Raw genomic sequence first — 25,549 nt, 5'->3', positions numbered from 1 at the left:
GTTTGAGCTGGACATCCTTTTGCCTTTTTTAGCTAATTATTTCGATTTTTTGCATCAAAATCAAGTTCTTATACTCAATATTCTTGCTTTTAAGATTCATTCATCAAGCGAAAAATCTGCTCAATAATTACGTCATTTCGATAACAATCATTTGCTACGTATTTAACATAAGCTAATGGTTTGAAAAAAGCGCAAACGTTTGATGGGGCTAAATTATGTGTACTGAAGAGGGTAGAAGCATATATTAAGCCCTTTGTTTTTCGCCAAGCTGCTCATAATAATCTTCTTCGTCAGCCTCATAATCGCTGAATTTATTGATCTTGAATACCCAATATTTCATTAACGGATAATTAAATCCATAAGAAACCACGCTATCAATTAAAAGTCTGCCGATTTTATAATCCACATTTAAAGTTTGCTGGAGCAGGTAAGTTCCACCGGATTTTAATGAGATACTTCCTAAAACCACGGTAAAAAATCGAATCAACTGTCCGCTTGTAGAACTGCAATAGCCCTCATTGCTTTTAAATGCCCAGAAACGGTTGATGCAGAAATTAACAATGCCTCCCATCGTTCCTGAAATTAAAATGGAAATAGTAAAATGAATGTGCAACCATTCTGTGAGCAAAATCATTAAGCCATAATCGGTTACACCACCAGAAAAAGCCGATACTTGTGCCTTGAGGAAAAGTTTAACTGAAGCCCAGGTCATGATATTTTCTCCTCTTTATCTTTAGCATCGCCAGCTTTTAAAAGCTTAAACGTATCGCTAATATTGATAACCAGTAAAAGTGCTACCATAGCAATTGCAAAATAAGTAATGGAACCTGTAAACAAGGTTTCGGCAATTAAGACAAGTGAAATAATTACCCGCAATTCCGTCGGACCTAAAGCACCTGCATCGATTTGATAAAAGCCTGTAATTTTATAACGAAGTTGAGAAATAATCATCGACCAGCCGTATAATACCACAAAGAGAAACGCAAAAATCTGTGTGCCGCCATCGGCATAATAATAGTAGCCTAAACCAATCAAGATAATGCTCAGCCAATCCATCACAATATCGAGGGCAAAGCCATACCATTTTCTAGGAATTTTACGAAAATAAGCCAATCGGCCATCAAGCGAATCGCCAAGCCAATTAATCACAAAGCCTAAAATTCCGATTAATAAACAGCTTTTTGCATAAAAACTTGCCAAAATAAAGCTTAAAAACACAATCAGTGAGCCAAATATGCCAATTCCGGTCATTATATTTGGCGTAATCCACGCAGGAACCCTTTGAAGCAAAAATAAAATCAGTGCTTGTTCACCTTTGCGTAAAACATTCGTTCTTTCGCGGTCTGCAAATACCCTTTTGCCATCTAGATGGTCTTTTTTTAGTTTAATAATAGCCTCCAATTTAAGTGCCAACCAAAAATACACCAAAGAGGATGGCTGTTTCCGGTCGGTAAAATTTTAAACTGATCTTCTTAGGAATTCCTTTAGAATAATCAGTTATTCGCTTTAGCTTCCCCGATCTGACCAGGTAAGTAAACAATAGGGCAAATAACATAAAATTATTTTACAATTCCGGCGAAGCGCTGATAAAATACTGTTGGACTATTCTCATTTTTTGGGGCATATTTACCAGCAATGATCGGTACATAAATTACACGTCTTCTACTTTCTTCACCACGTATTGCAGATTCTGCAACCCTGTGCCATAACCTTCCATCATGAATGGTTAAATCACCTGCTTCTGGTAAAATCGATACTTCTTCAGCATCTGGTTTATTATCCAGGAAATATTTTTTGCGGAAAAGCATCTGGTAAATACTTTGTTTGTGTGTGCCCGGAATAATCTTCAATCCGCCATTTTCTGGCTTTAAAGTACTCAGGTGGATTCCAACATTCAACATTGGGTTCAGTTTTGCGCCATAAAAAATATCCCTTAAACCATCTGTATGCCAGCCCATTTTACTGAATTTGCTATCTGGTCCGTTAATGTAATGGTTAAAAACCATACCGTCTTTTTCTTCGGTACCCAGGCGTGCACCATCACCAGCCAATTGCAATAAGGCATTAAAGCGTGGGTCTAACAGCAATCCGCTTAAAGTTTGATGTTGTTGATTAATAAAAGCGAAACGTTGTACAATTGCTGAGCCATCAAGATCTTTTCCATACTTAATCGGTACGCCATTTATTTTTTTAATATCTTGTTCAATCCATTTTTGCTCTACCTGTTTAGAGGCATCAATAATGGATGATACAGTTTCTGGTTTAATGAAATTTTTGAAATGGATAAACCCATGTGTGTTAAAAAAATCGAGCTGCTCTGCTGTTAATTGTTCAGATAAGGTGAAGGTTGGATACGATGTGGCCATGTGTAAAAAGTTAAAAGATTAAAGGAAATAATAGATAGAAAATAGAATTATGCGCAGCAACAGCACATTCGCATTCGCAAGTGGTTCGGTACTGAAGGAAAATAAAACAGGGTTGTTTTATCCGACATAGTCTATAGAATTAGTAGTATTTAATACAAACGTAACATAATTTTAATATTCCAAAGAATTTTATTTAAAATATTTTAAAAATAATTTCTTCTTGATTGAAGTGATGGCCAAACGATAGTTGCTTTAGGGCACGATGATAATCGAATAATTGATTTTATGGATACCTTTAAACTTAGACTATTTGTCATGAAGGTAACATCTTGCAGCACGAAATCTCGACTTGACTTATGTACCCACACAAGCCAAACTTGCAACTCTTTACATCCAACTAGTAGTGTTTTATGTCTTATATATTCCTGCGGCCATTTTTTCTATAAACCCTTTTGGTAAAATCCTGTTGGCATACACACTAACGATATTGGTGAAACCTGGAATAATTTCTGATTTTTTAGCGAACATACCATTTAAGGCAATTTCGGCTACATCATCCGGTTTCATGTTAAATTTCTCGGCCATTTTACTAAAAGCATCCAAGCCTGCGCGGTGTGCAAAACCAGTATCAACAGGGCCAGGACTCAAACAACTAACCGAAACAGGTCCATCTTTAAGTTCAAATCTTAATGCCCTTGTAAAGGATAAAACATATGCTTTAGTTGCCGAATAAATGGCTAATGTTGGCACCGCCTGATAAGCTGCAGTGCTTGAAATATTAAGGATATAAGCTTCATGGTGTTGTGTAAGTGCAGGAAGAAATAAATGAGACATTGAGGTAACGGTATTCATATTTAACTGACACATTTCTAGCTGGCTGGCCAAACTAAGCTCGCCGAATTTGCCCCACAAACCATAACCGGCATTGTTAATCAAAATATCAACAGCATATCCTTTTTCCGTTACCCAGTTTGATACGAGCTGTGGTGAATCTGGTAGACTAAGGTCTGTTGGTAAAATATCTACCTGAACGCCATATTGCGCAATAATGTCTGTTTTGAGCGCATTTAATTCATCAGCTGAACGGGCAATAAGCAACAAATTTCTTTTTCTTTTGGCCAGGGCAATGGCCATCGCTTTGCCAATGCCTTTACTAGCTCCGGTTACCAGTGCATACTTAATTTCTGTTTTCAACATCCTTCTTAAATCAATATGGTTGATGCACAAATATCAAATAAATAAAATCTTATGCCTTATTTATTTTCAAATGTTGTGCAATTACTTTTGATCTTTTTTAACTTATTATTTTTAACCAGTCTAAATAATGTTAGCTTTGCCGAAAATTCCAACTTCATGAAGCACTTATACCTCCGATTTTTATCTATATCGCTTTTCACATTATTGTCGATTACCTTATTTGCACAAACACAACAGGGAGCAATTAGCGGTAAGGTGGTTGATTCGTTAGGAAACAACATTCCCTTTGCCAACGTACAGATCAAAAAGCAGAATTTAAAAACCACTTCAAACAAAGCAGGAGCTTTTAAATTAGCCGCTGTGCCTGCCGGATATCAGGAGGTTAGGGTTTCGATAACCGGATACGATCAGTTTGAGCAGCGTGTTATGGTTGTTGCAAATGATACCGCCCAGGTTACTTTTATTTTAAAAGAGCAGCATTCAGAACTGAACGATGTAATTGTTTCTGCAAGCAGGCGACCTGAATCTTTATCGCAAACACCATCATCAGTAACGGTGCTTACGGCAAAAGAACTTAACACTCAATCTACCATCAGTCCTAATTTAGCCAATATACTTTCTTACAGCGTACCGGGTTTGGGTTTTTCTACCAACCAAACAGGTAACTCTGGTCAAACTTTACGTGGCCGGAATGTTTTGGTATTGATTGATGGTATTCCACAATCTACACCTTTAAGGGCAGGAGGGAGAGATATCCGCAGTATTGATCCTTCGGTTATTGAGCGGGTTGAAGTAATTAAGGGCGCAACTGCCATTTATGGCAATGGTGCAGAAGGTGGTTTGATCAATTATATCACCAAGAAAGCAGATAACGGCAAATCATTTGGTGGATATACACAGGCCGGTATCACCGGAAACTTAAAAGGCGATAGCACTATAGGGTACCGTTTTTCTCAGCAATTATATGGCAAGGAGGGTAAATTTGATTACCTGGTAAGTGGTATGTTCGAAAAAACGGGCGTTTTCCGTGATGCAGATGGTTTGGTACTTTCACCTGAGTATGGTTTAGGCGAAACCAAATCATACAATGGTTTTGTAAAGCTGGGCTTTAATTTTACGCCAAAACAACGCTTACAGGTAATGTACAATTATTTTAGCTCGAGGCAGCATTCTAAATATGTTACCAAAGATGGTGTTTATGGTCAATCGCCTGCCATTGGTATTTACGGTACGCGTTTGGGCGAAGATGAAGGTACAAGGTTTAACCACAATGCCAATTTACAGTACACCAACCAGCAAATTTTTGGCAAAACCGATTTAACGGCCAATGTATATTATCAGGATTTTTATACCATTTATTCCAATTCTGCATCATTTTTTGGAAGCGGTCAATCGGCCATTACCTCCACTAAAAAGGGAGCAAGGGTAAACTTAAATACACCATTTAACATTACCCCACAGGTACCAATGCAGTTAAATTACGGTTTGGATTTAATGAACGATAAAACAGCTCAAAGTTTAACTGATGGCCGTTTATGGGTTCCCAACATGAATATGATAAACTTTGCACCTTATTTACAGGCTTCGGCAACTTTAATAAACGATTTAACAATTAAAGGTGGTTTAAGGGTAGAAAATATCAATATTGATGTAGATGATTTTAATACGCTTGCAACTGGTGCAAATGGCGCAGGAAGCATTGCTGTGCAAGGTGGTAAATTAAACTACAATGCTTTGGTATTTAATGCTGGTGCGCGTTATTCTAAATTCAAGTTTTTTAACCCTTTTATCAGTTATGCACAGTCGTTTTCGGTGTTTGAGCTGGGCAGGGTTTTAAGGGCTGCAAAAAGTAATACTTTATCTCAATTGGAAACCAAACCGATTATTGTAAACAATTACGAGGCTGGTTTTAGCAGTACAATAGGCAAATTAAATTTTAGTGCCGCATACTATTACAGTACTTCTAAATTGGGTGCAAACTTGTTGGAAGTTAACGGAACATACATTTCTCAACGGATACCTGAACGTGTTTATGGATTTGAAATTCAGGCAGATTACCAAATTTTACGCGATTTAAGCATTGGTGGTAATTACGCCCAGGTAGAGGGTAAAGGTGATGTAGATAATGATGGCAAATTTGATGGCGATAAAGATGTGTACCTGAATACCACAAGGATCCCACCATCTAAAACCACAGTATACCTTAAATATTCGGGCATTAAAAACTTAAGTGTGGATGTAAACTGGATGCGTGTAGGCAACCGCGACCGTTTTAAAACCAATGCTGCGGGTAAATACTTAATTGGAGAAGGACCGGTAAAGGCCTTTAACTTATTTAATGTTGCTGCGGTTTACCAGGTAACGCAACCTTTAAAACTATCTTTAGGGGTAGAAAACTTATTAAATAAAGTTTATTATCCTGCTATATCTCAATTTTATGGCAGCAATGTAAATTATGTACGCGGAAATGGCCGGAGGTTTAACCTTTCTGCCGGCTATGCTTTTTAAGCAATGAAAAACAAGAAATTTAAAAATGCCATCAGGAACATTCACCTTTGGCTTGGCCTCGTTACTGGCCTGGTGGTTGTTATTATTAGTATAACGGGAGCGCTTTACATCTTTGAAGAAGAAATCAGGGAAGCTACCCAAAAAGATTTCCGATATGTAAAAGCTCAGCCGAAACCTTTTATAGGCTTGGATAAAGTTATTTGGAGTTTCGAAAAACTTTCGCCTAAAGATCCCCTAAGGTTGATCAGGATTGAGGATGCTTTGCCAAATGCTACGGTAGAGCTAACGAGTAAAAAGGGTAAGGTTTATTATTTTAATCCTTACAATGCCGCTTTGGTAAAAAAGGGAAGTGAAGATTGGCTGGAAACTGTTGAGCATATTCATACTTCGCTATTATTGGGTAAAACCGGGCAATTTATTATGCAGTGGTCGGTGGTTATTTTTGTGCTGATGCTGATAACGGGGCTCATACTTTGGTTCCCCGGGCAAATGCGTTTGCTAAAACAATCTTTAACCATTAAAAGGAAAGCCTCTTTTAAAAGGCTCAATTACGATTTGCATAATGTGCTGGGTTTTTATGCATCTGTAATACTATTGGTAACTGCTTTAAGTGGTTTATATTTTGCCTTTAAGGGTGTAAAAAATGCAGCAAGTTTTTTTACAGGCAGTAAATTAAGTCAGGGGAAGGCTATTGTTGCTGCCAAACCCCTACAAATTGATCCGATACCTGTACGGTACAATAAAATTTATACTGATGCTAAAGCCAAGTATCCAGATGCGGTTTCTACCAGTTTTTCGCTGCGTGGTAAAGGTGAATTGCGGTTAAGAATGGTTTATCCTTATCGATGGGCACGAAACCAAAATACCTTTTTTTACGAAGAAGCTACGGGTGCTATGACTAGGGCCAAACTCTATAAGGATTTTAACGGTGCCGACTTGATAGAGGCTACCAATTATGATCTGCACACTGGCAGGCTCCTTGGATTGCCGAATAAAATACTTTCCTTTTTGGCTGCTTTAATTGCAGCTAGTTTACCCATTACAGGTTTTATCATCTGGTTAAAAAAGAGAAAGAAAACTAAAAAGAAGCCTGTTATAGTTGCTCAGCATAAGCTTTAAGCTGATTAAGCCCCGACTGGCAAAATTCCTGTTGCATTTTAAGATCAAGATTTGCAACGGGTTCAAAAATCTCGGTAAGTGTTACCAGGTTATTCCCTTCAAAAATGATCAGGCTTTTTCTATGATCATCCAATGTATAGGCAATGCGCTGATGTTCAATAATCTCAGTATAGGTGCCTCTGAATTCGAAATTTTCACTGCCATCTTTTTTGGCCATAACGTACAAAAAGCATCCGCCCAGGCTGAGGTTATTTTCAATGCTCTTGTTTACCCACTCGTAAGCAGGTGCATTCCATTTGGCAATGTGCTCTGGTTCATTCCATACTTTCCATACCAGATCGATTGGTTGGTTTATGGTAATGCTTGCTGTTAAGGTATCTCTGTTCATATTGAAAAAATATGTCCTAAATTACATGCTATCGTTTTAATTTTGATGGTCATTACAGACAAATAAGGGGTTGTTTGGGTAAACTTATTTAATTTTATTGCCTTGCTTTACCGCTTGGTTAAAATGATATTCCTTTTGGTTGTATGTTGAGTATTATTTTTATTGGTTTTCTTTCATTAAAGGCATCAATCTATATTTTAGCTGTGTAATGCTTCAATAAAGGTAATTTTAATCGGCTTTACGCCAAATGCCAATTTAGTTGGCAGTATAATTGTTGAGAAATGAAATCTTCTGCTTTCCCTGAGCATTGGATTTCCTTCAAAAAGATAGTCAGAAATGTCAGATAAAAGAAACTATGATGCAGAGTTCTGCGGAAATTTACCTATTCACCACATCAATTCTATCCAGGATTATGGATACCTCCTCGTATTGGATAATAAAACATTAAATCTTATTCAACTCAGTGAAAACCTAGTCGAAGTTACCAACCAGGTACCGGCACAAATGGTGAATAAGCATTTGTCATCATGGTTTAGCCAACAGGATGTAGATCAGATTGCGAAATTGATTAGGGGTGATGCCAAGGATAGGATTCCAATTACACTAAGCTCGGATATTGAAGGCAAACAACTGCGTTTTGACGGTTTGATTCACATAAAAAAAGATTTTACCTTATTGGAAATAGAAGCGGCTTCAACGGATGGACAAAAAAGTTTTTCGGATGTTTTTCAAGAAGTAAGGCAGTTTATATCGGCGATGGAAAGTGCAGCTACGCTTGAGGAAGTGTGTAGTGTTGCCATTAAGCAATTGCGTAAAGTTTCGGGCTTTGATGGCATAAGAATGTATCAGTTTGATGCTGCCTGGAACGGGACGGTAATTGCGGAGGAAATTTCTGGTGAGCTGGAAAGTTATCTTGGGCAAACTTTTCCAGCTTCTGATGTACCAAAGCAGGCGAGGGCCCTTTACCTTAAAAACCCCTTCAGGCTAATTTCCAACAGGGCATATAAAGCCTTTAGGTTATTCCCGGTTATCAACCCTATATCCAATGCATTTATCGATTTATCTGATTGCAACCTGCGTGGTGTGGCATCAGTGCATCTGGAGTATATGCAAAATATGAATGTTAGCGCGTCAATGTCTATCAGGGTGCTGCGTGATGGTAAACTTTGGGGCTTAATTTCCTGCCACCACATCGAACCAAAACATCCAAATGTGGATATGCGTTATATTTTTGAATGGCTTTCGGTAGAAATTTCCAACCGGATTACCGCTATCATAAACCAGGAAGATTATCAGGAATCGGCATTGAGACTTGAGAAAAGAACTTCAGTTACGGATCTTATTTATGCTAAAGATGATATTATTGAAGGTTTGCTGGAAGATGAAAACCTAAACATTCTTTCTTTGTTTAGTGCAGGTGGCGTTGTGGTAAAAATCGGTAACCGGATCGAATCGCGTGGCGATATACCCGATAAAAGTGAGGTTTATAACCTGATGCTCTGGCTTGAAGGAAAAGGAATTGAAAAAGTGTATTTCAGCGATCAGCTGAGCGGCCAATATGAAGAGGCAAAAGCTTACGAAAAACTGGGAAGCGGGATTCTCGTAATCCCTATTGATGGCAGAAATGGCGATTATATAATCTGTTTCAGGCCGGAGGTTATCCAGCAGATCAAGTGGGGCGGCGATCCTGAACAGGTAATTAATTTTGATAAAGATGGTAAAAACTATCATCCAAGAAATTCGTTTAACCTCTGGCTGCAAACTGTATATGGCCAATCATTACCATGGCATAATAATGAGCTGGAAATAGCAGAATCGTTGAGGAATTTTATATTTGAATTTAGAACAAAGCAACTTTATAATTAGCTTAATGGACAACAAGCAGGAAAAGGAAAAGCAAGAACTGGTATTAAATAAGCGTTACGACAAATATATTGTTGCCATTGGCGCATCGGCCGGGGGCTTGGAAGCTATTCACGAATTCTTTGATCACATGCCGGCAAATTCGAGTTTCTCGTTTGTCGTAATCCAACACCTTTCTTCAGATTATAAAAGTTTACTGGTTGAGCTTGTAGGTAAACACACCCATATGAAGGTGTTCGAAGCTGCAAATGATATGGCTATTCAACAGGATTGTGTGTATATCATTCCAAATAATAAACTAATGACTTTGGTTAAGGGTAGGCTCAGACTTGCAGAGAAATCGCAGATTAAAGCTCCTAATACCGCTATTGATCATTTTTTACATACCCTCGCAAAAGATAAAAAAGAGAAAGCCATTGCCATAATCCTTTCAGGTACAGGTACTGATGGCACAAAAGGCATACAAAGTATAAAAGAAAACGGAGGGATGGTTATCGTTCAGGATCCATCTTCTGCCAAATTTGATGGCATGCCTAATTCTGCCATCGCATCAGGCAATACCGATCATGTAATGATCCCTTCGCGGATGCAGGAAGAACTTTTTAGCTATGTAAATGAAGAGCCTGTTAAGGTGCTCGAAAACGGCAAAATTAATGAAGAACTGCTTGATGAGGTGTTTAAACTTGTGCATAACAGTAGCGGCAATGATTTTAACCTTTACAAAACCCCAACCATCATCAGGCGTATTGGCCGGAGAATGAATGAACGGGGCATAAAAAAGCTCGATCGTTATGTTGATTTTTTGCGCAGCAATGCTGAAGAAGTAAAAATTTTAGCTCAGGATTTTCTTATTGGTGTAACTAAATTTTTTAGAGATGACCAGGCTTTTGCGCAACTTAATGAATTTGCCATTCAGGATATCGTTAACCGTAAGGAAGATGGTGATGTAATTAAAATCTGGGTTTGTGCCTGTAGTACCGGGCAGGAAGCATATTCTATTGCTGCTCTTGTAAACGATTGCGTAGAGCGATCGGGTAAAAAGATTGATATTAAAATATTTGCTTCTGATATTGACGAGAAAAGCATCGAAATTGCTTCGAAAGGACAATACCCGATTTCGGTAAAGAAAGAGATACCGGCTAAACTTTTTAAAAAGTATTTTATACAGGAAGGAAAATTTGTTAGCATAGTGGCCAGCTTGCGTAAACAGGTGGTTTTTGCCAAACATGACGTAATTAAATCGCCTCCTTTTATTAAAAATGACCTGGTTACCTGCAGAAATATGCTAATTTATGTAAATAGCATCCTTCAGGAAAAAATACTTTCGATTTTCCATTTCTCCCTCTTACCAAACGGATACCTTTTTCTTGGATCGAGTGAAACGGCTTCTTCTATGAAGGCCGGCTTAACAGAAGTTTCGAGTAAATCAAAAATTTATAAGAAAACCGGAAAAATCAACTATTCTACGTATAATACTTACAATACGGGTGCTAAAACTGCCCTGGGCCAGGAGCGTAAAAAAGGAAGTATTACCGAAGCAATTCAAAGTCTATTGGAAAAACGTTTGGCCGATTTTCTTTCATCAGATCTTGGTTATGTTGCGGTATTTATTGATAAAGGGTACATAATGCAGGATGCCGTTGGCGACTACCGCAAATATTTATCCTTGCCTGAGCAAAGTATCGAACTTAATATTTTAAAAATGGTACCGCGTGAGGTATCTATTGTAATCAATACGGGTTTAAGAAAAGTTTGGAAAGAAAACATTAAAATAGAGTTAAAAAAGATTCGCTTTAAGCAGGGTGCTGAAGATGTTTTTGTGGATATTTCCATAGTGCCTGCATCCACAGATCATACCAATGGTTTCACGATGGTTGTTTTTGCAGAGCATCTTTTAGAAATTGTTGCCGACAGGGATGAATCTGCCGTGCCTGGTTTCCATGATGCAACGCATTCTGAATATGTATTTGAGCTCGAAGCGGAACTGAACGAAACCCGCTCTAACCTACAGATGGCTGTAGAAGAGATGGAAACCACAAATGAGGAACTCCAATCGAGCAACGAAGAACTGCTTTCTGCCAATGAAGAACTGCAATCGAGCAATGAGGAACTGCAATCATTAAACGAAGAACTGCATACCTTAAATACTGAACACCAGTTAAAAATCAAAGAACTGATTGAGCTAAATGATGATTTGGACAATTATTTCAGGAGTACTGATATCGGACAGATTTTTCTGGATTCAGGCATGTTTATCCGCAAATTTAACCCTGCGGCAATAAGTATGGTAAACCTTATTGAGGCTGATATAGGCCGTTCGATAGAGCATATTTCGAATAACATTAAAGCTGAAAACCTTACCGGCGACATTAGAAAGGTGTTGCTGAACGGGCATGTGATTGAAAAGGAGGTGCAACTGAAAAACAATACACGCTGCCTGATGCGGGTGATGCCTTATTTAAGAAAAGATAAGCGGGCAGATGGTGTGGTGATTTCTTTTGTGGATATTTCTAAAATTACCGAGCTTAACAACATCATCAGCGGTGTTTTTAATGCAAGTTTGAATGGTATTTTAGCATTTAAAGCGGTTAGGGATGCCAAACATTTCATTATCGATTTTGAATGCAGCACCTTCAACGATTCTGCTTTAACTATTTTAAAGAAAACAAAATCAGAGCTAACTGGTGCAAGGATAATGAAATTGATTCCTGAGCTTACAGTAAGTAATCTTTTTAACAAATATGTTGGCGTGGTAGAAAACGGTAAGGTGCTCGAAATAGAGCTTCAGTTTTCTAAAGAGCAATGGTGCCAGTTAATCGCTGTAAAAATGTCTGATGGTTTTGTAGCAACAATAACCGATATCAGTCAGCAAAAGTTGGCCGAACATAAGCTGAAAAAGAACTATAACGAACTTTTAGGTACAAGAGAAAACCTACGCCAACTTAACACCGATCTCGAATTGAAGGTGAAGGAGCGTACAATGAAACTTTCAGAAAGTGAAGAACGTTTCAATCTTGTATCGCATGCCACCAACGATACCATTTGGGATTGGAACCTGGCACATAATACCATGTGGCGCAGTGATAATTTTACTTTAATGTTTGGTTATCCGAAAGAGCTGCAAACGGAAAGTGTTGCATTTTGGTTTGATAAAATTCATCCGGAAGATAGGGAACGTGTTAAAAATAGTGTTTACGATGCTATAAACCACAACGAAACCCAGTGGACAGCCCAATACCGCCTTGAAAAAGCTGATGGCAGTTATGCTACATTGCTTGATCGTGGGAGTATTTTGCTCGATGATCTGCAAACGCCTTATCGTATGGTTGGCTCTATAGTAGATATTTCAAAACTGGTTGATACGGAGGTGAAATTGAATTCTACAGAACGCAAATTCAGGAAGATTTTCGAATCAAATGTGATTGGTATTTTGTTCAGCGATATTGAAACCGGAAGAATTGAAGATGCAAACGATATTTTCTTGAAGCTATTGGGTTATTCGCGGTCTGATTTCGAAGATGGAAATATCGATTGGAGGCAAATCACACCTGAATCTTTTTTACCGATTAGTAATATATCAGCTAAATTGTTAAAGGAAGAGGGCTTTTGTCCGCCGTTCGAAAAACAATACCTCACTAAATCAGGCACCCCTGTTGATGTTTTGGTTGGTTCGGCTTTATTAGATGAGGAAGTTGCGAATGGTGCAGTAACTTATGTAATCGATATCACGAAACAAAAACATACAGAGAAAAAACGGAGTGAACTGCAAAAGCTGATCAAAAAACAGCAAGATGAGTTTTACAGCATCTTTAAAAATGCTCCGGCATTAATTACCATCCGCAGGGGAAAAGATCTTAAGTACGAATTTGTTAACGAAGCTTTTAAAACCTTTGATGGCGGTACCGATTATATCGGGCGATCAAGAATTGGAAGTGGTTCTAAATTCGAATCGCCTGAGTTGTTGGAAATAGAGAAAAACGTATTGGAAACCGGCGAAACTTATGTGGCTAACGCTTACCGGATTGAACAGGTAAACAATGCAACAGGTAATGTAATAGAAAAATGGTTTGATATTATTTTAAACCCGGTTTTTTCTGATCATGGGGTAATTGACGGGATTGCTTTCTTTGGGTTTGAAGTAACCGATTTAATGAAAGCGCAACAGGCTACCAAAGAACTGATGCACCGTAAGGATGAGTTTATGAGTATTGCCAGTCATGAATTAAAAACACCGATTACGAGCATTAAAGGCTTTTTGCAGTTTGCTTTGCGAATGGCTGAACAGCAGAAGTTTGAGAAAATTTATGAGTTTGTAGATAAAGCAAACCGCCAGATTGGAAAACTGACTGCCCTTGTTGAGGATTTATTGGATGTAACTAAAATACAGGCTGGTAAAATGACTTTCAATTTCTCTGATTTTAACATTGCGGGTGTTATTGAAGATGCTATTGATGGTTTACAGGAAAGTATGCATGGGCATAACATTATTCAGGATATTACTGATGTTGAGGTGCATGCGGACCGAAACCGTATTGAGCAGGTGCTAAGCAATTTTATGTCTAACGCGATTAAATATTCGCCAGATGCTGATAAAATTATTGTGCAGGCCAAAACAGAAGGTAATTACCTGATGATTTCGGTACAGGATTTTGGAATTGGTATCCCTCAGGATAAATCGCAGTTTGTGTTCGATCGTTTTTTCCGTGTGGAAGCTTCTTCTTATAGTTTTTCTGGTCTTGGTTTAGGATTATATATTTCTGCAGAAATTGTAGAGCGCCATGGAGGTCAAATTGGAGTAAACAGTAAAGAAGGTGAGGGCTCGGTATTCTGGTTTAAGATTCCATTAAAGGATAAATAAGCGTGTATTTATTTTCAGACCAACGATGTATGATGATCTAGATGAAGCAAACAAAAAGTGCTTAATAAATGTAATTATAATTCCTCTAACACGGGAGTAATTAGAAAGGGGTAACTATGGATATGGTTACCCTTTTCTATTTTGACAACAGTTTACGTAAGCAGTTGTTTAGTTCATTTTGTTCAGTTATCAGTCTTGCTTACCCTCTCAGGTTGTATATAATTCTCAACTATTCATTAATAGTGGTGTTGTTTAGGTATGGACGACAGGGCAAATTTAATTTTAGGGATTATATTTTTATTGGCAGGTATATTTGTTTTCTATATTATTTTTAAGCCTGATCGAGAGAAGAGGAGGTGATGGTTTGGTAGGATTTTTTGGTTAGTCATTCTCGCGCGTGCATAATGCTTTCGCTTCGCTCAGGCTTGCCTCGGTTAGCCACCGAAGGGCTCTTACCTTTTTCTTGATAAAAAGGTAACCAAAAATCAAGGCTTGGAACTGATGTCGGATAAATTCGTTAAAGCTTTTTGGTCGTCAGCACAAGTTCCGCCGAAGGGGGCGGAAAGTGTGTGCTGCCTCAATTCAGTGATGAAAGAAAAGGTAATGATAAAGCTTTAACGTTTTCTCCTTCCATCATTTCCTATGCCGGAAGCAGGGAGGAGATAGCATAATTCAAATAGCGAGGTGCAAATAGCATGATGCAGGAAATGCGTTAAATCCGTCATTGCGAAGCTGGGAGAGAGCGAGCTGAAGCAATCTTTGTTGTAATGTTTCTAACACGGTCGTCATTCTCGCGCATGCGGGAATCGTAATGCTTTCGCTTCGCTCAGTCTTGCCTCGGTTACCGATGTAAAATCGGTACAGGTTGGCCACCGAAGGGCTTTTACTTTTGGCTTGGCCCAAAAGTAACAAAAGTCCAAGGCTTGGAACTGATGTCGGATAAATTCGTTAAAGCTTTTTGGTCGTCAGCACAAGTTCCGCCGAAGGGGGCGGAAAGTGTGTGCTGCCTCAATTCAACGATAGAAGGAAAGGTAATGATAAAGCTTTAACGTTTTCTCCTTCCATCATTTCCTATGCCGGATAGCAGGGAGCAGATAGCAGGGAGGAGATAGCGAGGTTCAAATGGCGAAGCGCAGATACAGGCATCCGTAAATTGATTCTTTTCAAACTATTAGAGAACGCATTCATCCGTCATCTCGACCGTAGTGGAGAGATCTTTGGATTAGCTATCACCAAGTTTCTACAACGCCCGCAGTAGATAGTTCTATACTCGCAGTAGATAGTTCTGAAGTCGCAGTAGATAGTTCTGAAGTCGCAGTAGATAGTTCTGAAGTCGCAGTAGATAGTTCTGAAGTCGCAGTAGATAGTTCTGAAGTCGCAGTTGATAGTTCTGAAGTCGCAGTTGATAGTTCTATACTCGCAGTAGATAGTTCTGAAGTCGCAGTAGGTAGTTCTGAAGTCGCAGTAGATAGTTCTGAAGTCGCAGTAGGTAGTTCTGAAGTCGCAGTAGATAGTTCTGAAGTCGCAGTWGATAGTTCTGAAGTCGCAGTNTAGTTCTGAAGTCGCAGTAGATAGTTCTGAAGTCGCAGTAGGTAGTTCTGAAGTCGCAGTAGATAGTTCTGAAGTCGCAGTTGATAGTTCTGAAGTCGCAGTTGATAGTTCTGAAGTCGCAGTAGATAGTTCTGAAGTCGCAGTAGATAGTTCTATACTCACAGTAGATAGTTCTGAAGTCGCAGTAGGTAGTTCTGAAGTCGCAGTAGATAGTTCTATACTCGCAGTAGATAGTTCTGAAGTCGCAGTAGGTAGTTCTGAAGTCGCAGTAGGTAGTTCGGGTCTGTTCAATAAACTGTGTCAAAAAGAAAATTAATAGTTTTATACTTGCAGTCCCTTCCAATTTACCTCTTTCACCATTTTTTGTAACTTGTGTAAAAATACTACAATGGAAAAACCACTCATCAGTATCACTTATTGCCCTAAATGCGGGTGGATGTTACGTTCGGCATATATGGCACAGGAAATTTTAACCACTTTTGTTGATGAGGTAAAAGGTGTGGTTTTAATGCCAAGCGAAACATCTGGTGTTTTTACTGTATTGGTTGGCGAAAAGATCATCTTCGATAGAAAAGAAATGCAGCGATTTCCCGAAATTAAAGAGCTGAAACAGCTTATCCGCGATGAGGTAAATCCTTCAAAGCATCTCGGTCATTCGGATATTAAATAGCCCTGCTTAAGGCATCAGCTTATTCAGCACCACTTTATAATCATTTACTTTATTAAGCGATCCTGATTATAAACTTAAAAAATACCGTCTCAAATACTCCTTGTAGGAGAAATTTCATGGTTTTTACTATTAAATCCTAAATAAACGTCCATGTAACAGTTTTAGGAAAATATGTATATTCGTTTCATACCACGTATATGCCAGTACTGTTCTCCTATGTTTAACCTAAAAAAGATTTCCATATGTTTCATGCTTATTGCATGGGTGCATGGAGGTATGTGTTTTGCCCAGCCTTCAACTATTCCGATTAAATATCTGGGGGTAGAAAACGGACTGTCTAATAATGTGGTAAACTCCTTATACCTTGATCGTTTTGGCTTTATGTGGATGGGTACCTACGATGGCTTAAACCGTTACGATGGTTACCATTTTAAAGTTTTCAGGAATGGTTGGGGCGACGAGCATTCTTTGGTAAACAACCACATTACGGTACTTAACGGCGATGCGGAAAACCGGGTATGGGTAGGTACACAAAAGGGAATTTCATACTATGATTATGCCGATTCTAAATTTCATCAGCTTATTTATGAAGAAAAAGGGAAAAAAAACGAGGTAAGTTATGCCATCACTTTTATTGCGGTTAGTAAGGCTACAGTGGTTTACGTTGCTACAGATGAAAAGGGATTGTTTATGCTTAAAAAAGACAGTGAAATTGCTCAGCGCATTCCTTTCGGAAAAAACAGCGACTTCTCTGTTAAAGCCTTGTATGTTGATGAAGCACAAACGCTATGGCTTTTTATTAAAGATGTAGGCTTGTGCCGGTTCGATCCTGGCAAAAATACCCTCCGTTTGGTAAATGCTTCACTGCGTTCGGTAACCAGTATTACAAAAGGCGATAAGCAAAATATATGGGTTGGAACGGAGCGCGGCCTTTATCAGTTTGATACCGTTAATGGAACTTTAACCCGCTTTAACCAGCATCTTGGCAATGAGAACATCATGAACCTTTTGGTTGATAAACAACAAAAGCTATGGATTTCGACAGACGGGGGTGGAATTACGGTTTATGATACCAAAACCCATAAAATCAATTATTTATCGGCCGGTAAAGAAAAAAGTTTATTAAGCAGCAACTCCATTGCGCAGGTATATGAAGACCGTGAATCGAGAAAATGGATTGCCACTTTACGCGGTGGGGTAAACATCATCGATCAGGAAAGCGAGCAGTTTAGTACTATCAAACATGATCCTTTAAAAAGCAATTCGCTCATTAACAATTTCGTACTTTCATTCAGTGAGGATGAATACAATAACATTTGGATAGGCACTGATGGCGGCGGATTAAGTGTTTGGAACAAGAAGCTGAATACCTTTACCAATTATGCAAAAAACAGCGATCCCAATTCTTTAACAAGTAATTTTGTAACGAGTATTTTAAGCGATTCGGATCGGAATACCTGGGTGGCTACCTTTAGCGGCGGGATAGACCGTTTTGATAAAACCACCAAAAAATTTGTTCATTACAACTGTTACAATACTTTTAAGGGGGTAGATGATATCAACATCTGGAAACTTTATCAGGATAAACAGCAAAACATCTGGGCAGGTACTACCAAAGGTGGCGCACTGTACCGATACAATAAAAGCACTGATAAATTCGAGCTTTTTGATCATCAGCTAAAAGATATACATACATTATTCCAGGATGCTAAAGGCAGGCTTTGGGCTGGTAACTATACACAACTGATTAAAATTGATCCTGTAAATAGGAAGCACGAGTATACCAAGATCAATTTTGCAATCAGGGCCATTCAGGAAGATTTTAACCACCAGATCTGGATCGGAACTGAGGGTGGTGGCTTATTGCTTTTCAACCCTGAAAACAAAAAAATAAAACGCTATATCCAAAGCGACGGACTACCGAGCAATTCGGTGCTTAATATTCTTCAGGATGGGGCTGGTAATTTATGGTGCAGTACCTATAACGGGCTATCTAAATTTGATGTAAAACACCATACCTTTAAAAATTATTATGCTACCGATGGTTTGCAAAGCAACCAGTTTAATTATAATGCAGCCTTAAAGCTTGCCAATGGCAACTTTTTGTTTGGTGGCATTGGCGGTTTCAACCTCTTCTCGCCAGATCACATTAAAAAGAATAAACGCACACCCAAAATGGTGCTTACCGATTTTAGGATCAACAATATTCCCCTCGATCAGGATTCTGGATACAAAAACATATCGGTGGTAAACTTAGCGAAGATAGAAATACCTTATAGTGCCGCAGTAATTTCTGTGGATTATGCGGCGATCGAATTTTCGTTTCAGGAGCAGATTTCTTATGCCTACTACCTGGAAGGATGGGATAGGGATTGGAATTATGTAAATAAATTAAGTACGGCCTATTACTCCAGGTTAAATGAAGGGCAGTATAAATTGCACATTAAAAGTACCGATACGGAAGGGGCCTGGAGCGATAACGAAAAGGTGGTAATCATCAAAATTTTACCACCATGGTACCGCACCTGGTGGGCTTATACCCTCTATGTTATTTTAGGTTCTTCTTTGTTTTACCTTTTTCAAACGTACCGCAACCGCCAGCGGAGATTGAAACATGAGGTAGAAATAACCAACCTTAAAATGGAGCGGGAGAAGGATTTAAACGAGAAAAAACTAAATTTTTTTACCAATATTTCTCATGAACTCCGAACTCCCTTAACCTTAATTGTGAATCCGATTAAAGATATTATTACTAAAAAGGATGCCGGGCCGGAGAAAAATGATTTGAATGTGGTTTACCGCAACTCCAGGCGTTTACTCAGTTTGGTAGATCAGTTATTGCTTTTCAGAAAAACGGAAAGCGAAAACGATGTGTTAAAAATTGTACGGATTAACCTCTACAAGTTTACCCACGAAATTTTTCTCTGTTTTAATTACCTGGCCAAGCAAAACCACATCGATTATACTTTTGAATGTGATGAACTGGAGCTTGATATTTTTGCCGATAAGGATAAACTTGAAATTGTATTTTTCAATCTGCTTTCCAATGCATTGAAATTTACACCAAAAGGCGGTTTTGTAAAGTTTAGTGTTAAAACGGTGGGCATGCGCGTGCAGGTAGAGGTAAGCGATAGCGGGCCGGGCATTCCTGTACATGTTGGAGAAAAGTTATTCGATAAGTTTTATAAGGTAATGTCTAACGAATCGCTAAAAATGGGTTTTGGCATTGGTTTATACCTGGCCAAAAACTTTGTGGAGCTGCATAAGGGAAAAATATCTTTCCGTTCCAACCAGGGCAAAGGAACCATATTTTTGATTGATATTCCGGTTGGTGAGCCTAACCTGCAACAGGGTGTCGTTTTTCAAAATGAATTAACCTACGTAAACGAATTGATTGCCCAGGAGGAGGAGGCCGAAAGTAGCGACAGTGAAAATGTAGGCAATCTGGAACTGTTAATTTCTGATCTGCATTCGATTTTAATTATTGATGATAACCCTGAGATTATCGATTACATTAAACATATTTTTCAGGATAACTTTAAAATATACCGTGCCGCAAATGGTACCGAAGGATTAAAACTTTGCAAAGAATATTTACCTGATATTGTAATTTCTGATGTAAACATGGATGGATTAAATGGTATCGAACTCTGCAAAGCAATTAAAGAAGATTCGGCTTTAAGCCACATCCCGGTAATATTGTTAACAGGAGACCCTAGTCCTGAAGTAAAACTCCGCGGAATTGAAGTGGGTGCTTATGATTTTATTACCAAACCTTTCGATAAAGAATTGTTTACGGCAAAAATTAACAGCATCATTAAAAACAGGACCAATCTTCAATCTTATTTTTATAATGAAATTACTTTAAAATCCGATGCCCATAAGGTTTCTCAGGAGGATAAAGGTTTCCTTCAAAAATGCATCACTTTGATTGAGGAAAACCTGATGGAAGATAGTTTTAATGTTAAAATATTAGCTTCTGAACTTGGTATGAGCCATTCTAACCTTTACAAAAGAGTTAAGGCAACCTCAGGCCAATCTATTAACGGTTTTATCCGGTTTATCAGGTTAAGAAAGGCTGCCGAGTTGTTAATCAATACCAACCTGAACATTAACGAAGCTGCTTTTAGGGTAGGTATTAACGACAGTAAATATTTTAGGGAGCAGTTTCAAAAACTGTTTAAACTTACCCCGTCTGAGTTTATTAAAAAGCACCGCAAAAGTTTTCATAAATATTATAATATTAATGCTACCACATAAAAGTTACGCTATTTTAGGCTATAAAGGGCACTTATGCTAATACGCCCCCTGCAAAGTATGATTTAACCCCCTGTATAAAATTTAAAAATTTCGGTACTTCGGCATTACCAAATGTAAAAAACCGAGCATCCCCAAACCACATAATGTATCCATCCCTCACCAAAAGTGTATTTTTAATTTGCGTTTTTATAGGCATAAACTTCATCAGCGTTGCGCAAAATGCACAACTCAGTACCATTGCCGGTAACGGGTGGGCCAACAACTCGGTTAATACCGTTATTTTCCGTAAAAATGCTTTGGTCACTTTTAAAGGTTTTCAATATGCTGCTTACTACGATAGCGCACAACATGTTGTTTTGGCGAAACGGAAAAGTGGCACTGCCAATTGGATTACGCAAACCACACTTTATAAAGGCGATGCTACCGATGCGCATAAATCAATCAGTATTATGGTTGATGGTGATGGTTTTTTGCATATTGCCTGGGGCCAGCACAACAATAATTTAAATTACGCCAAATCGGTTTCTGCGGGCTTGCTCACTTTAGGCAATAAACAACCGATGCTTTCGGTTAAAGAAAATAAAGTGAGTTACCCTGAGTTTTACAAACTGGCCAATGGCGATTTGTTGTTCTTTTACCGTGATGGCGGATCGGGCAATGGAAACCTGATGATTAACCGGTATAGTTTGCAAACCAAAAAGTGGACGAGGGTACAGGATGGGATGATTAACGGAGAAGGGGAGCGCAATGCATACTGGCAGGTTGCTGTAGATCTGGTTGGTACAATCCATTTATCGTGGGTTTGGCGCGAAAGTCCTGATGTGGCGAGCAACCATGATTTGTGTTATGCAAAATCTACCGATGGTGGCTTAACGTGGTTAAAATCTACTGGCGAAAAGTATGCTATGCCCATTACAGCAACCAATGCAGAATATGCACTTAAAATTCCGCAAAAAAGCGAACTCATTAACCAAACATCAATGTTTGCTGATGCAAAAGGCAATGTATTTATTGCTGGTTACTGGCATGATGTGAATGAAAGCGTACCACAATATCACCTGGTTTTTAAAACCGGAGAGGATTGGAAGGTGAGTAACCTCAAATTTAGAAAAACAGCATTCAGTTTAAGTGGTACGGGTACTAAAAAGATTCCGATTTCGAGGCCACAGATTGTGGTTTGGTCGAAAGGGAAACAATATGCTGCGGGTTTACTTTTTAGAGATGCTGAGCGCGGCAACAAAGTTTCTGTTGCTATAAATGAAGCACTTGGATCAGAAAATTGGAACATTAAAGACCTTTCTCAAACAAGCATGGGTGAATGGGAACCCACATACGATACCGAATTATGGAAAAGTAAAAAGATACTGAGCCTGTTTCTGCAAAATGTTACCCAGGTAGATGGTGAAGGAAAAGCCGATCAGGCACCAACAAAAGTGCAGGTATTGGATTGGAAACCTAATTATAAATAGCAAAATAGCCCATTAAATGAAATATCCCCATATAAATAATAAACTCGCTCTGCTGGCGGTTACGTTGCTGTTATCAGTACAGCTGCTACAGGCGCAAACCAAAAATACCGCATATTTATTTGCCTATTTTACCGGAAATACCAAAGCAGAAGAGGCCATCCGTTTTGCGGTAAGTACCGATGGATATCGTTTCAGGGCCTTAAATAACAATAATCCAATTGTTTCATCTGCGCAGATTAGCAGTACAGGCGGTGTGCGCGATCCACATATTTTACGTGGCGAAGATGGCAAAACCTTTTATATGGTGGCAACGGATATGGTTTCGGCAAATGGCTGGGATTCGAACCGGGCCATGGTATTGTTAAAATCCACTGATCTGATTAACTGGACTTCGGCTGTGGTTAATATTCAAAAACGCTTTCCTGATAATGAAGATTTGTTACGGGTTTGGGCACCGCAAACCATTTACGATAAAGCCACAAAAAAATACATGGTTTATTGGTCGATGAAACATGGTAATGCACCTGATAAAATTTATTACGCTTATGCCAATGCCGATTTTACCGACCTTGAAACAACACCAAAACAACTCTTTTATAGTCCAACCAACAGCTCTTGTATTGATGGCGACATTATCTACGACAATGGAAAATACAACCTGTTCTTTAAAACAGAAGGCAATGGTAACGGCATAAAAAAAGCAGTTTCTACCAGCTTAACTGAAGGTTATGTATTGCAGGATCAATACCTGCAACAAACTAAAGATGCGGTAGAGGGTGCTGGCGTTTTTAAATTGAACAATGGTACAGGATATATTTTGATGTATGATGTGTACATGAAAGGCCGCTACCAGTTTACTAAAAGTAAAGATCTGGAGCATTTTAGCGTGGTGGATCAGGATATTTCGATGGATTTTCATCCCAGGCATGGAACGGTTATGCCGATTAAACAGGAGGAGTTAAACCGCCTGTTAAGCAAATGGTACAGCGCAGAAGCAGTTTTGCAAAACCCATTAAATGCATCCATCAATCAGAACAATATTGTTTTGGATAGTACAAATCAAAAACTGTATCTACCGGTAAATTATAGAACTGATTTGAAGGCTTTCGATCCGCAGTTTGGTCAGTTTAATCAGATCGGTGTTAATCCAAAAGGTAAACTCGATTTTTCTAAAGGTCCGCAAAAAATTAAAGTAATAATTCCCAATCAGGAGTCAAATACCTACACGGTAAGCGTTGCTGTGGCCAATAACCCGGTGTTAAAGGGCTATTACGCCGATCCGGAAGTGTTATATTCCAATAAAACCGGTAAGTATTACATTTACCCCACCAGCGATGGTTTTAACAACTGGAGCGGTACCTATTTTAAATGTTTCTCCTCAACCGACCTGGTAAACTGGAAGGATGAAGGAAAGATATTAGACCTGGAGACAGATGTTTCATGGGCGAAAAGGAATGCCTGGGCACCAACCATTATCGAGAAAAAGGTAAATGGCGTGTACAAGTATTACTATTATTTTACAGCGGCACAAAAAATCGGTGTAGCGGTTGCCGATGCCCCTACTGGTCCGTTTAAAGATAGTGGCAAGGCATTGATTTCGGGTAAGCCTAAAGGAATTAAAGGTGGCCAGGAGATAGATCCTGATGTATTTAACGATCCTAAAACAAATAAAAGCTACCTGTATTGGGGCAATGGATACATGGCTGTTGCACCCTTAAATGATGATATGATTTCGATTGATACCAATGCGGTTAAAATCATTACACCAAACAAGGGCTTTAGAGAAGGAACCGAGGTTTTTTACCGCGGGGGTAAATATTATTTTTTATGGTCGGAAGATGATACCCGGAGCGAAAATTACCGGGTGCGTTATGGCTTTTCTGATTCTCCTACAGGTAAAATAACAATTCCGGAGCATAACCTCATCCTGGCGAAAGATGCTGCACAGGGCATTTATGGTACGGGGCACAACAGTGTAATTAAGGTTAACGGGAAAGATGAATGGTATATGGTTTACCACCGGTTTACCTGGCCAAAAGGGATTTCGATGGGCCAGGCCGCAGGTTATAACCGCGAAGTGTGCATTGATAAGATGGAATTTAATCCCGATGGCACCATTAAACCTGTAATACCAACCGTTAATGGCATTAAACCAATACACTAATGAAAATAAAATTATATAAATATCTTTTTTTGCTGCTTTTCTTATCTACTATCGCTGCTAAAGCGCAAAATAAGGTAAATAAAGAAGAAGTACTTGAAATGCTCAACAGGGCAAATGTATACTGGCAAAGCAATAATAAACCAGAGGTTCGCGCTTTTTGGGATCATGCTGCCTACCATACCGGAAATATGGAAGCTTATGCACTTACCAAAAATGAGGCTTATCGTAAATATTCTGAAGATTGGGCTGAATATAATAAATGGATGGGGGCAAAATCTAAAGATCAATCGAAATGGAAATATACATATGGCGAAACGGATGACCATGTACTTTTTGGCGATTGGCAAATCTGCTTTCAAACCTATATAGACCTCTATCACTTAAAACCGGAAGACTATAAAATTGCAAGGGCCAAAGCGGTAATGGAGTACGAAATGAGTACCCCAAATAACGATTACTGGTGGTGGGCTGATGGTTTGTATATGGTAATGCCTGTAATGACCAAACTGTATAAAGTTACCGGCGATCAAAAGTATCTTGATAAACTGTACGGGTATTTTATGTACGCCAATAGCATTATGTACGATAAAAAGGAAAAACTTTACTACCGCGATGCCAAGTATGTTTACCCAGAACACAAAAGTGCCAATGGTAAAAAAGATTTTTGGGCTAGGGGCGATGGGTGGGTTTTTGCAGGGCTGGCAAAAGTGTTAAAAGATCTTCCTGCCAATGATGTACACCGTGATGAATACTTAAGCAAATACCTAAACATGGCAAAGGCAATTGTTAAAAGCCAGCAGCCCGAGGGGTATTGGACCAGGAGTATCCTCGATGCGCAGCACGCACCCGGACCTGAAACCAGTGGTACAGCATTTTTTACTTATGGCTTGCTTTGGGGCATTAACAATGGTTATTTAAAGGAAAAAACATACCTGCCTGCCGCAAAAAAAGCCTGGGGCTATTTAACTAAAACAGCATTGCAACCCAATGGAAAATTAGGGTATGTGCAGCCAATAGGAGAGAAAGCTATTCCGGGCCAGGTGGTTGATGCAAATTCTACAGCAAACTTTGGTGTGGGTGCTTTTTTACTTGCGGGATGTGAAATGTACCGCCATTTATCAAATAACAATTAAACA

14 protein-coding genes are annotated in these 25,549 nt (G+C 38.9%); 9 read left to right on the top strand and 5 right to left on the bottom strand.

Annotated features, from left to right (window positions below):
• Positions 1-244: 244 nt before the first annotated feature.
• The 4 genes from ASE74_RS15025 to ASE74_RS15010 all read right to left on the bottom strand — a co-directional run bounded on the left by ASE74_RS15025 (position 245) and on the right by ASE74_RS15010 (position 3,563).
• A complete protein-coding gene (locus ASE74_RS15025) occupies positions 245-712 on the bottom strand; it encodes a GtrA family protein (protein ID WP_055910785.1) in 468 nt (155 codons plus the stop codon).
• Positions 709-1,425 (bottom strand): CDP-alcohol phosphatidyltransferase family protein, encoded by a 717-nt coding sequence (locus ASE74_RS15020; RefSeq protein WP_235526109.1) that lies wholly within the window; start codon positions 1,423-1,425, stop codon positions 709-711. The genes ASE74_RS15025 and ASE74_RS15020 overlap by 4 nt, the downstream gene beginning before the upstream one ends.
• Positions 1,426-1,559: 134 nt before the next feature.
• Positions 1,560-2,366 (bottom strand): phytanoyl-CoA dioxygenase family protein, encoded by an 807-nt coding sequence (locus tag ASE74_RS15015; protein WP_055910783.1) that lies wholly within the window; start codon positions 2,364-2,366, stop codon positions 1,560-1,562.
• 408 nt (positions 2,367-2,774) lie between these two features.
• The gene (locus ASE74_RS15010) at positions 2,775-3,563 is read right to left on the bottom strand and encodes an SDR family oxidoreductase (protein WP_055910782.1); all 789 of its coding nucleotides are present in this window, start codon (positions 3,561-3,563) and stop codon (positions 2,775-2,777) included.
• Between the two features lie 156 nt (positions 3,564-3,719).
• Between ASE74_RS15010 and ASE74_RS15005 the strand changes: the two genes are divergently transcribed.
• Together ASE74_RS15005 and ASE74_RS15000 are read left to right on the top strand one after the other, a co-directional pair.
• Positions 3,720-6,071 carry a TonB-dependent receptor gene (locus ASE74_RS15005; protein ID WP_055910823.1) on the top strand — a complete coding sequence of 784 codons (2,352 nt, stop codon included), beginning with the start codon at positions 3,720-3,722 and terminating at the stop codon, positions 6,069-6,071.
• A gap of 3 nt (positions 6,072-6,074) precedes the next feature.
• Complete coding sequence (locus ASE74_RS15000; protein ID WP_055910780.1) at positions 6,075-7,190, top strand: PepSY domain-containing protein; 1,116 nt, start codon at positions 6,075-6,077, stop codon at positions 7,188-7,190.
• On the opposite strand, the gene ASE74_RS14995 is transcribed toward ASE74_RS15000, so the two are convergent.
• Positions 7,165-7,578, bottom strand: a complete 414-nt coding sequence (locus ASE74_RS14995) for an SRPBCC domain-containing protein (protein WP_055910778.1) — start codon at positions 7,576-7,578, stop codon at positions 7,165-7,167. The genes ASE74_RS15000 and ASE74_RS14995 overlap by 26 nt on opposite strands.
• 336 nt (positions 7,579-7,914) lie before the next feature.
• On the opposite strand from ASE74_RS14995, the gene ASE74_RS14990 reads away from it, so the two are divergent.
• The 7 genes from ASE74_RS14990 (at position 7,915) to ASE74_RS14960 (ending at position 25,546) form a co-directional block, all read left to right on the top strand.
• Positions 7,915-9,444 carry a GAF domain-containing protein gene (locus ASE74_RS14990; RefSeq protein ID WP_055910776.1) on the top strand — a complete coding sequence of 510 codons (1,530 nt, stop codon included), beginning with the start codon at positions 7,915-7,917 and terminating at the stop codon, positions 9,442-9,444.
• A 4-nt stretch (positions 9,445-9,448) separates the two neighbouring features.
• Positions 9,449-14,299 (top strand): chemotaxis protein CheB, encoded by a 4,851-nt coding sequence (locus tag ASE74_RS14985; RefSeq protein ID WP_055910774.1) that lies wholly within the window; start codon positions 9,449-9,451, stop codon positions 14,297-14,299.
• A 1,939-nt stretch (positions 14,300-16,238) separates the two neighbouring features.
• Entirely contained in the window at positions 16,239-16,520 is a 282-nt protein-coding gene (locus ASE74_RS14980; RefSeq protein WP_055910772.1) for a SelT/SelW/SelH family protein, read from the top strand.
• Between the two features lie 249 nt (positions 16,521-16,769).
• Complete coding sequence (locus ASE74_RS14975) at positions 16,770-20,780, top strand: two-component regulator propeller domain-containing protein (protein ID WP_055910770.1); 4,011 nt, start codon at positions 16,770-16,772, stop codon at positions 20,778-20,780.
• Positions 20,781-20,923: 143 nt separating this feature from the next.
• On the top strand, positions 20,924-22,249 hold the full coding sequence (locus ASE74_RS14970; protein ID WP_055910768.1) for a BNR repeat-containing protein: 1,326 nt from the start codon (positions 20,924-20,926) through the stop codon (positions 22,247-22,249).
• A gap of 16 nt (positions 22,250-22,265) precedes the next feature.
• A complete protein-coding gene (locus tag ASE74_RS14965) occupies positions 22,266-24,413 on the top strand; it encodes a family 43 glycosylhydrolase (RefSeq protein WP_055910766.1) in 2,148 nt (715 codons plus the stop codon).
• Positions 24,413-25,546, top strand: a complete 1,134-nt coding sequence (locus ASE74_RS14960) for a glycoside hydrolase family 88 protein (protein WP_055910764.1) — start codon at positions 24,413-24,415, stop codon at positions 25,544-25,546. Before ASE74_RS14965 ends, ASE74_RS14960 begins: the two co-directional genes overlap by 1 nt.
• Positions 25,547-25,549 lie beyond the last annotated feature (3 nt).

This window comes from Pedobacter sp. Leaf216 (genome assembly GCF_001421515.1).
Classification (GTDB): Bacteria; Bacteroidota; Bacteroidia; order Sphingobacteriales; family Sphingobacteriaceae; genus Pedobacter.
Note: the sequence above shows the minus strand (reverse complement) of the source record. Positions and strands in the feature narration are given on the sequence as shown.